We start from the raw sequence: 13,681 nt of genomic DNA on the forward strand, positions 1-13,681 counted from the left end.
TATAAGCCCAGAATCGTTGAATTTTCAGCATTCTGGGCTTAAGTTGACCACATTGGGGTCAGACCCCATGAAGAGAGTGTGGTTAAGAGATTATTAGCCGGCGGTATGAGTGCGGACGAGATTCTTGAAAAACTGAAATAAACAAGAATCCAAGAAAAATAAATGCCGTGTGGACAAACTGAACTTCAGGAGTTCACACGGTATTTTTTGAAGGTTGCCGTATAGTTTATAACGAAAATAAAAGAAGAACAAAATTTAAAGAAGTGGAGCGTGAGAAAATGAACTTATCAAAAATACATCATATTGCAATCATCGTATCTGACTACGAAGTTGCTAAGGATTTTTATGTGAACAAGCTTGGATTCTCTGTCATCAGGGAAAACTACCGTCCAGAGCGTAAGGACTGGAAGCTAGATCTTCGTGTCAATGAGCACACAGAGCTGGAGATTTTTGCAGAAGAAAACCCGCCGAAGCGTGCGAACCGCCCGGAGGCCTGTGGGCTGCGTCACCTTGCATTTTGTGTGGAGAGCGTGGAGCAGACGGTGAATGAGCTGGCGGAGGTAGGGATTGAATGTGAACCAATCCGCATGGATGATTACACCGGCAAGAAGATGACTTTCTTCCATGACCCGGATGGACTGCCGTTGGAGTTGCATGAGTAAAATGAAGAAAACAAGAAAACCAGGCGGTGGCCGGAAGAAGCTGAAGCCTGAATACAATGCCGGAAAGAACCTGAAAGAGTAGATGGAAAGTGCTGTGGCACTTTATAATCCAAAAACACAAACTATTTTACACTACCAGAGGATCTTCCGGAATACTGCCGTACTAAACTGAAAAAATAATACTAAGCCATCTGATAGAGAATCTGGCAGACAGCCAAGAACAGTATCAGATGGCTTTTATAAGATGTTAATATACGAATGATTACCTAGTTACGAGACGCTTGCTTCAATTATTTCATATTTACGCAATTAAAAGGAGGATTACCATTTAATACATTAACTACTTCTTCGGCTACTTTTCTTTGCAATGTATGAATTGCAGTTTCGCTATACCATGCGCTATGTGGAGTTGCGATTACATTATCCATATGGAGTAATGGATGTTCTGGAGTAACTGGTTCGTTTTCAAATACATCTACTCCGGCACCAGAAATCTTGCCGTTTTGCAGTGCTTCGATAAGAGCGGCCTCGTCGATGATTCCGCCACGAGCTGTATTCACAAGAATAGCGTTTGGTTTTAATAATGTCATTTCTTCTTTCCCGATAAGATGGTAAGTATCTTTTGTAAGTGGGCAATGAACAGAGATAAGATCGCTATCTTTGAGAAGCTGTTCTAAAGTAACAGGTGTTACATTTAGCTCCTGAGCAGCAGTCTCATTTATATAAGGATCGTATGCGATCACTTTCATTCCAAATGCACTCATTTTGCGGGCAACCATTTTAGGGATGCGACCAAAGCCTACCAATCCAAGAGTGCATTCTGATAATCTTAAAAGAGGGACAACACTGGAATATCCCCATTCACCTTTGCGGAAAGATTTTGCTAAGATGGGTAGCTTTTTTCCTAAAGCGAGAAGCATGGTACACGCATGGTCGGATACTTCATCCACACCATAATCAGGTACATTGCACACATAAATTCCTTTCTTGGAAGCAGCTTCACAATCAATATTATTTACGCCAATTCCGTACTTTATGATGATTTTACAATTCTGCATGTGTTCGATTACTTCTGCATTAATATCAGAATACTGTGTGATGACTGCATCTGCATCTTTTACAACTGGAATAAGATCTGGAGTAGTTTTAACTTGGTAATCAAATAATTCATAACCTGCACCAGTGATAATTGAACGTTCTGAATCTATATTTTCGTATTGATAATCTGTAATTACAACTTTCATAATATATTTTCTCCTATATAATTTTACATTTTTCAGCTACAAGATATGCACCTAAAGCAGAAGCAGAAAATCCAGCTTCGGGTTCAAATATAGTTATTTGGTTACTTAGTTTTTCTTCTGTGAAGATGTCAACTAATGCCTGTTTAAAAGGATCTTTTCCACAGACAACAAACTGAGTATCGTCAGTTACACAAAGTGCGGAGGAATTTCTGATAGCCTGAATGTCACCCTGAAGTGCTGCACCTAAAATATAGTTTGATATTTTTGAAGGCTCGGCGTTGCAGAAAAGTCCGAGTATACGACCGGAAAAGCATGCACGTCCAAGTCCGGTTTCTTTTGCGGTATTATAGCCTAGAAGAAGCCATTTTCTGTCATATTGGTCAGCAGTAACAAAACTTCTGTTTACTGACTTGGCAATGATTGTATCGTTGATAATTGCAGAAAGTAGTTCTCCGGAAATAGAAGTAAGGCAACCGGTTATTTCTTTATCGGCATTTACTGCGACAAACTTATTGTGTGATCCTGGAAGTACTAGGATCATTGGGGAACCATTATGGTATTTATCAATAATGGCGAGACTTTCTACTTCTTCGCCACGCATGATATCCATTGCTTCGTAATTTTCAAGAGAAATATTACTACATGAGTTTTTGATTCCAGGTATAAAGTGGATTGGGATTGGACATATTTCTGGAAGCCTTATTGCAACAGTAGAACGAGCTATCTGTTCTAAATCGGCAGGAGCTGTGAGGTGCGGAACGACAACAATTCCTACATCGGAAGTAATCATACCGCTGGCAATAATATGATTGATGTTATCGTAAGTAAGAGAATGGTCTTCAAGCAACTGCTCAAGGCATTCTTTAACAGCATTTTTTAATTTGGAATTATTGCCATCTATGGCCGTATTGCGTACGCCGACCTCACGTTTCTGTTCATCTATTCGTTGACGACTACTGTTCCAAAGAATGCAACGTGTATTAGTAGTACCGCCGTCTATTGTAATTGTGTATGTATCCATTTCTGATTGTCCTTTCTAACGTGGATGTTGTAAGCATTTGTTATCCATTCTTAAAGTAAATGAAATGTAATTCTACAAATTATTCTGTTCTATCTTGTATTTCTTAAAAGTATTTCTGGTTTCCTGAAGACGTGGAATCATTCTATTTGCATCTTTTATACTGATCATAGAAAAAAGAGCATCAATTAAACAGAATTGAGATATGCGCGAATTTAATGCATCTGTCAAAATACTGAACTCTTCACTAAGTGTGCTTAATACGACAGTAGAAATCTTTGCAATAGAAGAATTGGGATTTCCTGTAATTAGAATTGTTGCAATTCTATTTCTGTATGCGTTTTCAATTTGTTTATAAATGTCAGCTGTTTCACCAGATTGTGATACGCATAAAATCAAATCATTAGTCTTAGAATGTGAAAGCAATGCGGCGGTCATGTGTGCATCCAGGTTGTAGACACAATTAAGGCCAAGTTCAGTAAAACGAAAATAGGCATACTGGCATATTGCAGCTGAAGCTCCATGGCCGATAATTATAATGCGGTTAGCAGAGATGATAAGACGCTGGGCTTCTGTACATTCATCTATAATGGTGTCTGAATTTTTGTTCAATGAGTTAATAGCGCCAAGGAATACTTTTTTCTTAATATCCCCAGGTGTGTCGTCTAAGGTAATATCGTTTTGAGAATGATAAAATGTTCGATTTAAATATTCCTGTGTAAGTTTGATTTTAAAAGATTTAAATCCGTCAAATCCAAGTAGTCGGCAGAATTTTACAACAGAAGCTTCGCTTCGAAAATTAGTGTGACTCATAAGATCAGTTATCGATGTATTTACTACGATGGATGGATTTTCCAAAATATAAGTAGCAAGCTGTTGCTGACTTTGAGTCATTTGAGGATACATTTCATTGATTTTTATCAATGTAGGATACTGGATAGTGTCCATATCTATCGTTTCTCCCCCTTTCCTTTTAATTTAAATCCAATATAACACAAGTTTTACAAATAATCAAATAAAAAAAGTAAAAAAATAAAATTATTTTATCGTGATATATACAATATGCACAATTAAAATGAGGATAAATTATAAAAAATATGTAATTTTGCAAAACGACTTGACATAACAATAAAAAAAATATATTATCGTGGTACAAGCATTTGTTATTTCATAACACAATAAATACTAAGGAGGACAAGAAAATGGCTAAATGGAAACAAATGAAAATGATCGTGGGTTCAATTATGGTAGGAGCGCTTCTGATGCCTACAATGTCTATAACAGCATGGGCGAATGCGGAAACAGAAGTGACGGTAGATAATTTTGAAAGTGAAATTTTACCGAACCTTGCTATTAAAGAGGACGGAACACCGTTAAAGGTAGCTATTACTGTTGCAGAATTAGACAGTGAATATGTAATTGCAGTACAGAAGTATGCACAGTACTTACTTGAAACAGCTGGAGCAGAAGTAACAGTAAGCAGTGCAGATGGCGATGTTGAGAATCAGTGCAATCAGATTTATGACTTTATTGAAAAAGGAGTAGATGTTGTTTTAATTCAGGCAGCAGATAGTAATGCTGTTGCACCTGCCGTAAAAGCATGCAATGAAGCGGGAGTTACGGCTATAGCGGTAGGAAGAGCTATCAATGGAGATTGTACAGTTGACTATAGTGCGCTTATTGATGATGTGGCAATGGGTAAACTGGCGGCAGAATATGTTGCTGATAATGCTGGAGAAGGTGCAACAGTAACAACAATGCAGGGGACTTTAGGAACTGCTTCTGCAGATGATAGAACAACAGGATTTGCAGAGGGTGTAGAAGAATATGGATTGGATGATATCAGAGATAATCCTTGTGATTGGTCTTCAGAATCATCTATGGCTGCTATGAATGATATCCTTACAACAAATGAAGACATTGATGCTGTATTCCTTCATAGTGATTGCATGTTAGCAGGTGTTATTTCCGGTTTGACGCAGTCAGAAAAATTGAAAACATTAGACGATCCAGAACATGTAATGATTGTATCTATTGATGGAGCTGCATCTGCGATGGATTATATTCGTCAGGAATATGTGGATATGACAGTGGATAACTCACCGCTTGCTTTAGCGACCATTGCTGTAAAAGCAGTATTGACAAAAACTGTCAAAGGAGAAGAATTAGGTGGCGGTGTAACAAAAGTTAACGCATCCGTTATTACAAAAGATAATGTAGATGAAGCGGAATTCTGGGGTAATTTCGATCTGGAAGACGGATATTGGAGTGAAACCGCAAACATATGGAATACGTATGCAATTGAATAGTAACCTACACATGAGGTGTTATATTTATAGCACCTCATTGCAATTATAAACTATTTTCTGAAAGGAACTTACAATGGATAAACAAGGTTTAGTATTGAATGGCATTGGAAAACAGTTTTATGGAATTACAGTACTGTCTGATATCGATTTTGAAATCCTTCCAGGTGAGATACATGGTCTTCTTGGAGAAAATGGAGCAGGAAAGTCAACTTTGATGAAGATTATCAATGGAGCGCTTACACCTACAACTGGTGATATATATATTGATGGGGAAAAAATGTCTTTTGACTCTCCTCATGCAGCAGCTAATCATGGAATACGAATGGTGTATCAAGAACTAGATCTGTTTCCGCATCTGACCGTGGCAGAGAATATCTGCCAGGGGAATATTCCTAAGAATAAGGCTGGCATGGTTGACTGGAAAGAAATGGAAAGGGTATCAAAAGAACTCCTTAAATTGATTAAAGTGGACATTAATGTAAATGAAAGGATGGATCGTCTTAGTATTGCTCAGCAACAGATTGCAGCAATTGCAAGAGCTTTAAACGGAAATTGTAAATTTATTCTTCTGGACGAGCCGACTTCTGCGTTGCCCAAAAAAGATGTTGAAAATTTATTTGCCATTGTCAGAAATTTGAAAAAGGAAGGAATTTCTGTTGTATTTATTTCTCACAAATTAGATGAGATGATGGATATCACAGATAGAATAACTATATTAAACAATGGAAAAAAAGTAGCTACAGTGCAAACATCAGATATTAATGAAGAGTTGTTGGCAGAAATGGTTGTTGGAAAAACCATCAAAAACAAGTATCCTAAAGTTCGCTATGAAAAGGGCGAAACATTGCTGAGATTTGAACATATTACATTGAAAAACCATTTGAATGATATTTCGTTTGAATTAAAACGTGGTGAAGTTCTTGGAATTGTGGGACTTCTCGGTGCTGGAAAAACAGAAATAGCAAAGGCTCTTTTTGGAGTATATGGAAAGGGTAATGACAAGCTGACAGGAAATATCTGGTTTAATGGCAAAAATGCAAGATATGCATCTCCGGTAGAGGCGGTGAATGCCGGAATAGGATATATTTCAGAAGACAGAGGCGGAGAGGGACTGCAGGTTAATCAGGCAATTGATTTTAATATTTCGCTAGCGGCATTAAAACATATCAGAAGAGGTGTTTTTCTGGATTTAAAAAAAGAGAAAGCAGTTAATCAGAAATTAATTGAAAAATTGCAGGTTAAATGTGAAAGTATGAAACAAAAGGTGACAAACTTAAGTGGTGGAAATCAGCAGAAAGTTGTTATTGCCAAATGGTTTGCATCAAAAGCCAGGATTATTGTTTTGGATGAACCAACGCGAGGAATTGATATTGGAGCAAAAGTAGAGGTATATAAGCTGATCAATGAAATGGTAGAAGCAGGTATAGGGGTGATATTGTTATCATCAGAAGTACCGGAAGTATTTGGTATGGCTGATAGAATCTTAGTGTTGAAAGATGGCCAAATTACAGGAGAATATGGCATGGATGAAATAAATAAAATAAATGAAACAGATTTACAAAGACTCGTAATGTAAAGGTGGAGGGTTAAAAATGAAAAAGGAATCCAACGGAACAACCATTGTAAAAAATTTCATGAAGTCACAAGGGTCGGTATTTATTATATTGCTGGTAATGTGTATTATTGCATCAATATTTACAGACAAATTTCTTTCTGTTTCAAACCTTAGCAATGTGTTGGCACAGTCTGTAACCTGTGGCATCGCAGCGATTGGCATGACATTTGTTATTCTGACAGGTGGTATTGATCTGTCTGTCGGAGGTTGTATTGTTTTTTCGGCAACGATTGGAACAAAGTTATTGTCAGAAGGGAAAGTAGGAGTAGGAACAGCAATCATCATAATGCTTTTGTTAGGCGTATTGGTTGGTGTTTTTAATGGCTTTTTAATTACGGTATTAAAAATGCCGGCATTTATTGCTACGCTTGCTTCGTCTAATGTAACAGCGGGATTAGCACTTTATATTTCTATGGGAAAGACGATTATAGGGCTTCCTTTGGAATATAGTTTTATTGGTCTTAAAAAGATTGCAGGTGTGCCATTTTGCGTATTACTGATGATTTGCTTATATATAGTCGCGTATATTGTATTGAAATATACAGGATACGGACGTAAGGTATATGCTACAGGAAGTAATCGTAAATCTGCATGGCTAAGCGGAATCAATGTAAGACTGATTGAGTTTTCAGTTTATGTTATTCAGGGTGTCATGTCTGCTCTGGTTGGAGTTGTATTAACGTCAAAATTGTTAACATGTACCAGTACAATTGGTAATGGTATGGAAGTAAATGCGATTGCAGCAGTAGTAATCGGCGGAGCAAGCATGTCAGGTGGAGAAGGCAGCGTTGTTGGTACGATTGTTGGAGCTTTAATTTTAACAATTATCAGTAATGCAATGAACCTTATGAGTGTTAATGCATATCTGCAGCAGGTAGTTATGGGATTGATTATTATTATGGCAATTCTGTTTGATATGGTACGTAAAGGATATATTTTCCGTAAACCAGATGAGGAGTAAAAATGTTAATAGAATTAAGTTACATAATAAGTTTGGATATGCCTAAATGGCCAACGAATCCAGCAGAAAGAATTGAATATAATACAGTAATACAAAATGGAGATCCAAGCAATGCATCTTCTGTATTTCACCATTTGCATACAGGAACACATGTAGATGCACCGTTTCATTTTGATGCTAATGGAAAAACAATCGACCAGATTCCGATAGAGGATTTCCATTATACAAAACCATTAGTTCTGGAAATTGCAAAAGGAAAAGGGGAGAGAATTCGATATGAGGATTTAAAATTGCATGAATCTGAAATAAAAGAATGTGATATTTTGTTCTTATATACAGGTCATTCGCGTTTGAGAGATATTTCTCCGGAGGATTTTGTGGATAATTTCCCATGTATGGAGGTAATGGCTGCGAAATATTTACGAAAAGAATTCCCTGAATTAAAGGCAATAGCAATGGATTCTATTAGTTATGATAGTGCTATTACAGGTGGAGATGAAGGGTTTCCATGCCATCATGCGTTGTTGGAAACAAATAGTGAACAGAAAGAACGAACATTGCTTCTTTTTGAAGATGTAAATATTCAGAAGTTATTAGGTGTGGAAAGAATAAAAGAAATTTGTGCATTTCCAATTCGTTTTTCACAGTTGGAAGCTGCTCCTGTAGCGATGGTTGCTATTACTGATCATATCTGATTTTCAATAATACTAGGAGGAAAATAGAATGGATATGTATTCTGTTGTAAAAGAAAATCCGATACTTGCAATACTGAGAAATATCCCATTGGAATATACGGTTGATTATGCGCAGGCAATTGTAGATGGGGGGATTTCGTTTTTTGAAGTGGCTTTGAACAGCGAGCATGGTTTAAAACAGATTGCAATACTACGAGATCGCTTTGGGGAAAAATGTATGATAGGAGCAGGTACAGCAATAAGTGTGGATCTTGCAAAAGCGGCAATAGGAGCAGGAGCTCAATTTTTGCTTACGCCAGGTACACCGATTGATGTGCTTCAGTATTGTGCAAAAAAAGACATTATGTTATTGCCTGGGGTGTTTACACCTGGAGATGTTGCAACAAGTTTGGAATTTGGCTATAAAACAATGAAATTGTTTCCGGCAGGGTGTGCTCCGAAAGGATATCTCAAAGCGCTAAAAGGACCATATGATGAGGCAAATTATATTGCAATTGGTGGCGTAACTATTGATAATATTAATGACTATTTTAAAGAAGGATATATGGGGGTAGGGCTGGCGAGTAACCTTATGCCGTTATCTGTGTTGAAAGATAAAAATTGGGATTTGGGAGTATCTTATGTTCAAAAATATGTATCAAGGGTAAAATGAAGGGTGTGATGATCATTCTAAAATAAAGATATAAAAGAAATTCTGTTGAAGGAGGACATAAGAAAGTGAAAATAGTCGAAGTTAATGCTTACCATGTGCGACCACGATGGGGATTTGTAGAAATTATTACAGATGAAGGAATCACTGGATGGGGTGAGGCAGTACTTGAAGGACATTGTGATGCTGTTCTGGCATGTGTGCAAGAATATAGATCGTATTTGATAGGACAGGATCCATTCCGAATCGAAGACATTTCGGCTACAATCTTTCGCGCTGGATTTTATCGTGGCGGCGGTGTTTTAATGAGTGCTCTTTCAGGTATCGATCAAGCGCTTTGGGATATTAAGGGCAAAGCGTTTGGTGCACCGGCATATGAATTGATGGGAGGAAAATGTAGAGATAAGATTAAAGTATATTCCTGGATTGGTGGAGATAGGCCATCGGATGTTGGCACAGCGGCAAAAGAAAGGCAGGACGCAGGGTTTAAAGCAATCAAAATGAATGCGACAGAAGAGCTGCAGATGATTGATAGTTATGACAAAATAGATGCTGTTCTTGAAAGAGTTGCTGCGATTAGAGAATCATGTGGCAAGTATTTTGGTATTGCAATTGATTTTCATGGACGTGTTCATAAGCCGATGGCAAAAATACTAGCTAAAAAACTGGAAGAGTTCGACCCGATGTTTATTGAAGAGCCGGTGCTGTGTGAAAATATGGAAGTGTTTAAAGAGATTGCCGTTGCCTGTAATATTCCAATTGCTACGGGAGAAAGGCTCTTTACTAAATATGATTTCAAGAGACTTCTGCAAGCTGGTGGTGTAGATATTATTCAACCGGATCTGTCTCATGCAGGGGGGCTTACCGAAGTGAAGAAGATTGCGTCTATGGCAGAAGCGTATGACGTGGCACTCGCTCCGCATTGCCCACTTGGTCCAATCGCATTGGCTGCGTGTCTGAATGTAGATGCAACATGCTATAATGCAGTTATTCAGGAACAGAGTATCGGCATACATTATAATGTTGGGAAAAGTGTGCTTGATTATGCATTAAATAAACAAGATTTTCAGTTTGTTGACGGTTTCTGTGCAATGCCAACGAAACCTGGCCTGGGGATTGAAGTGAATAAAGAACTTGTTTTGGAAGAGAATCTGACAAAGCATCAGTGGAAGAATCCAATATGGAGACATGTTGACGGATCTGTTGCTGAGTGGTGAATAATGGGTATATCTTATATGCGTGTTTAGAGACGTGTGTCTTATGAGAAGGCGTTTTCTGGTCTTTGTTCTTTTTAGAGCGTTCATAGCATCTGTCAGGGTGAGCTGTGAACGCTTTTTGATTTGCAATCAAATATTGTAAAAACAGCTAGGAGATATCTCGTGTTCATTATAGCATGCGGCATATGTCGGGCGACTTTGACTGTGTTCGATTACTGGCTTCATCTATTTGTCTAGGGAATGTCATAGAACACATTTGTTATTCGTAATGAAACTTCCAAATGTAATAAATTACTATCTTCTATCAAGGTAATGAGAATAAAATTTAAAAACAGCCCGTATTTATGCGGAATTTCTTGCAAAAATGTGAACTTCCAGTAATTTTTCAGCCTAAAGAAAAAAGAACGAAATAAAATTATAAAAATCCCGGCCACAGTATGAACTATCACAGTCACAAGAACCGGGATGAGGTGTGAGTAGTCATATCTGGTGAGGGAAAAACCATCGTGGATGATATGGAGCAGATGGTAAAGCCAGGTGACGTTATAACTATGTCCGCAGGCTGCCGTCATACTGTGATAGCTGATACAGAACTGAAGCTGATTGAAGTACAGCTGGGCGCGGATATCAACGTTCACGATAAGCAGAAGTTTGAGCTGGAGCGGTAAATAAGATAGAAAATACAACTGATAAGAAAGACAGGGCACGGTGATGAAGTATCTGCAGAATGTACCTATTCACAAGGATGACCTGTTTTTTATCCCTGCAGGCACGATCCATGCCATTGGGGCAGGTGCGCTCGTTGCAGAAATCCAGGAAAGCTCGAACCTGACCTATCGGCTGTATGATTACGACCGCATAGGAAAGGACGGGAAGAAAAGAGAACTGCATATCGACAAGGCGTTGGATGTGGCAGATCTTCACGGCAGTGCAGAGCCGAGACAGCCGCTGCGGGTTCTGAAGTACCGTCCGGGGATGGCATCGGAGCTGTTGATACGCTGCAAATATTTTGAAGTATACCGGATGCTTATCAATGGAGTATGCCAGGAAGTGCAACGCTGACCTGTTGTTGGTAACTGATTCGGATTGTGACCGTGTGGGTATTGCTGAACATTGGGGTCAGACCCCATAAAGAATGATGTGCATAAAAATAAAATATGAAGCGGTCCCCATGAAGCAAATCCAACATACCGCTTTACGCAAAAAGGTTTCATGTTATCATTATCTCATCAAGAGTTCTGATAATTTGAAACCTTTTTTGCAATTATTTAACAATCGTAGCAAGAATTCCCTCACCTCTATAGGGACGCCACTGAAAAAGTGGTCGTAAAATCATATATCTGATATAATTAAGGTATCATAATTGTCGGAGGTTGAAATGTTATCATCCCAACTTAAACTTAGCCTTAGTTATTATTCAGATTTATATGACATGATTGTTCCAAAAGATCATATTCTAAGAAAAATCAGGGAATTGGTCGATTTTTCTTTTATATATGATGAATTAAAAAATAAATATTGCCTTGATAATGGACGTAATGCAAAAAAACCCTATATTGCTATTTAAATATCTGCTTTTAAAATATCTTTATAACCTTTCTGATAATGGTGTTGTTGAAAGATCACGATATGATATGTCTTTTAAATATTTTCTGGAATTAACGCCAGAAGAAGAGGTTATCCATCCTAGTCTTTTAACCAAATTCAGAAAGCAGCGTTTAAAAGATGAAAATATACTTGATCTGCTCATAAATAAAAGTGTAGAACTTGCCATAAATCAAGGTGTTTTAAAAAGCAATACTATAATTGTTGACTCAACTCATACAGAAGCCCGTTATCATAAAACTACTCAGAGAGAAATGTTGAAAAAAGCCTCTACTTCTTTAAAAGCAGCTTTAAAAGCAGCTTTAAAAGATTCTGATAAAGACATTTATCTGCCAGATGAACCTGAAAAACGAGCTTCTTTAGATGAGTATAATGAATACTGTCATGAATTATTAAACACAGTTCAGGAAAGTCCGTATTCAGAACTGCCAACGATTAAAGAAGAATCTTCTATGTTATCCGAAATTTTGGATAATCAGATTGATTGTTATGATCAATCCATTGACCCGGATTGGCCATAAAACGGTCAATTCTTCTTTTTACGGATACAAAACTCATTTGGCCATGACAGATGAACGGATTATCACAGCAGCAACAATCACATCCGGCGAAGCATTTGATGGTCAGGAACTTCCAGTACTGGTTCAAAAAAGTAAAGCAGCAGGTGCAACCGTTAATGAAGTAATAGCAGATACCGCATATTCCACACTGGAAAATTTAAAAGATGCACAAAGCAATGACTATAAATTAATTTCAAAGCTTAACCCGAGCATCATAAAAGGGACTCGTTCAGAGGACGGCTTTATCTTTAATAAAGATGCGGATACCATGCAGTGCCCAGCGGGGCATTTGGCTATAAAATATCGAATTGACAAACGTAGTAATCAGAAAAAGAATACACGTATCAAATATTTTTTCGATATTAATAAATGCCATGTCTGTCCTTATCGTAATGGCTGCTATAAAGAAAATGCAAAAAACAAAACGTATAGTATCACTATTAAATCAGATTATCATAAAAATCAAGAAGCGTTTCAAAAAACACAATATTTCAAGGAACGTTTCAAAACCCGCTATATGATAGAGGCAAAAAATAGTGAATTAAAAAATATACACGGATATAGTCGTTGTGATGCTGCTGGACTATCAAACATGCAACTTCAAGGAGCAGTATCAATATTTGCAGTCAATTTAAGACGAATTTTAAAACTAAAGGGAGAAGTCTGCCCAAATGAGGAAAAATAGGAAAATTCATCTCTCAAAAGGGTAGATTTTGCATCCCTCAAAACACTATTTTAGCAATATTTTATTATCAAGGAACATTTTTGCACATATTTGACACCCTGTGATACTAAACTTACCACTTTTTCAGTGGCGTCCTATAGGTGATGGGATGAATTGCACATTCGAGCATATCTGCTCAAATGCATAAAAATTCATAAAAAATCACAAAAACACTTGTTCTGATACAAGAAATATATTATAATAGAAAAAAGAACAATATGCTCTTGGGTTTTGGGCGGTCGAGGAGTGAGTGTACATAATGAGTTTAGATAATAATTCTCATTCAGTGTTTTTATTTGATTCTGGTTATGAAATATAGCAGAAAGATGCTGGACGATAAGATGTCAGAGAGAACAAAAGAAATCTTTGAAATATAGCACCTGTTGAAACAATCCATCAGTATATAGAGAGTCAGGGTGAGA

At 37.5% G+C, this 13,681-nt stretch carries 12 protein-coding genes and 1 pseudogene; 10 read left to right on the forward strand and 3 right to left on the reverse strand.

What is annotated here, in order from left to right:
- The first annotated feature begins 278 nt into the window (after nucleotides 1–278).
- Nucleotides 279–662: an SMU1112c/YaeR family gloxylase I-like metalloprotein gene (gene gloA2 / locus LJE11_RS17225; RefSeq protein WP_008704394.1), complete on the forward strand. Its 384-nt coding sequence runs from the start codon at nucleotides 279–281 to the stop codon at nucleotides 660–662.
- Between the two features lie 290 nt (nucleotides 663–952).
- Here gloA2 and LJE11_RS17230 read toward each other — a convergent pair whose 3' ends face one another.
- From LJE11_RS17230 to LJE11_RS17240, 3 genes are all read right to left on the reverse strand, one after another.
- Nucleotides 953–1,906 carry a C-terminal binding protein gene (locus LJE11_RS17230; protein WP_055060742.1) on the reverse strand — a complete coding sequence of 318 codons (954 nt, stop codon included), beginning with the start codon at nucleotides 1,904–1,906 and terminating at the stop codon, nucleotides 953–955.
- 13 nt (nucleotides 1,907–1,919) lie between these two features.
- Nucleotides 1,920–2,927 carry a 2-dehydro-3-deoxygalactonokinase gene (locus tag LJE11_RS17235; RefSeq protein ID WP_055058929.1) on the reverse strand — a complete coding sequence of 336 codons (1,008 nt, stop codon included), beginning with the start codon at nucleotides 2,925–2,927 and terminating at the stop codon, nucleotides 1,920–1,922.
- Nucleotides 2,928–2,999: 72 nt separating this feature from the next.
- A complete protein-coding gene (locus LJE11_RS17240; protein WP_173706592.1) occupies nucleotides 3,000–3,872 on the reverse strand; it encodes a MurR/RpiR family transcriptional regulator in 873 nt (290 codons plus the stop codon).
- A gap of 254 nt (nucleotides 3,873–4,126) precedes the next feature.
- Here LJE11_RS17240 and LJE11_RS17245 point away from each other — a divergent pair, with 254 nt between their 5' ends.
- From LJE11_RS17245 to LJE11_RS17285, 9 genes and pseudogenes are all read left to right on the forward strand, one after another.
- Nucleotides 4,127–5,233 (forward strand): sugar ABC transporter substrate-binding protein, encoded by a 1,107-nt coding sequence (locus LJE11_RS17245; RefSeq protein WP_055058927.1) that lies wholly within the window; start codon nucleotides 4,127–4,129, stop codon nucleotides 5,231–5,233.
- Between the two features lie 73 nt (nucleotides 5,234–5,306).
- Entirely contained in the window at nucleotides 5,307–6,809 is a 1,503-nt protein-coding gene (locus LJE11_RS17250) for a sugar ABC transporter ATP-binding protein (RefSeq protein WP_055060739.1), read from the forward strand.
- 16 nt (nucleotides 6,810–6,825) lie between these two features.
- Nucleotides 6,826–7,809, forward strand: coding sequence for an ABC transporter permease (locus LJE11_RS17255; RefSeq protein ID WP_055058925.1), 984 nt, complete (start codon nucleotides 6,826–6,828; stop codon nucleotides 7,807–7,809).
- A gap of 2 nt (nucleotides 7,810–7,811) precedes the next feature.
- Nucleotides 7,812–8,504, forward strand: a complete 693-nt coding sequence (locus tag LJE11_RS17260; RefSeq protein ID WP_055201535.1) for a cyclase family protein — start codon at nucleotides 7,812–7,814, stop codon at nucleotides 8,502–8,504.
- 28 nt (nucleotides 8,505–8,532) lie between these two features.
- Nucleotides 8,533–9,156 (forward strand): bifunctional 4-hydroxy-2-oxoglutarate aldolase/2-dehydro-3-deoxy-phosphogluconate aldolase, encoded by a 624-nt coding sequence (locus LJE11_RS17265; protein ID WP_081019028.1) that lies wholly within the window; start codon nucleotides 8,533–8,535, stop codon nucleotides 9,154–9,156.
- Nucleotides 9,157–9,221: 65 nt separating this feature from the next.
- Nucleotides 9,222–10,370 (forward strand): galactonate dehydratase, encoded by a 1,149-nt coding sequence (dgoD, locus tag LJE11_RS17270; RefSeq protein ID WP_055060736.1) that lies wholly within the window; start codon nucleotides 9,222–9,224, stop codon nucleotides 10,368–10,370.
- Nucleotides 10,371–10,852: 482 nt separating this feature from the next.
- Complete coding sequence (locus LJE11_RS17275; RefSeq protein ID WP_319017478.1) at nucleotides 10,853–11,038, forward strand: hypothetical protein; 186 nt, start codon at nucleotides 10,853–10,855, stop codon at nucleotides 11,036–11,038.
- A gap of 43 nt (nucleotides 11,039–11,081) precedes the next feature.
- Entirely contained in the window at nucleotides 11,082–11,432 is a 351-nt protein-coding gene (locus LJE11_RS17280; protein WP_020993826.1) for a class I mannose-6-phosphate isomerase, read from the forward strand.
- A 316-nt stretch (nucleotides 11,433–11,748) separates the two neighbouring features.
- Nucleotides 11,749–13,220, forward strand: a pseudogene (locus LJE11_RS17285) (IS1182 family transposase).
- Nucleotides 13,221–13,681 lie beyond the last annotated feature (461 nt).

Origin of the sequence: Blautia sp. DFI.1.216 (assembly GCF_020594215.1) — a bacterium.
GTDB lineage: Bacteria > Bacillota > Clostridia > Lachnospirales > Lachnospiraceae > Blautia_A > Blautia_A wexlerae.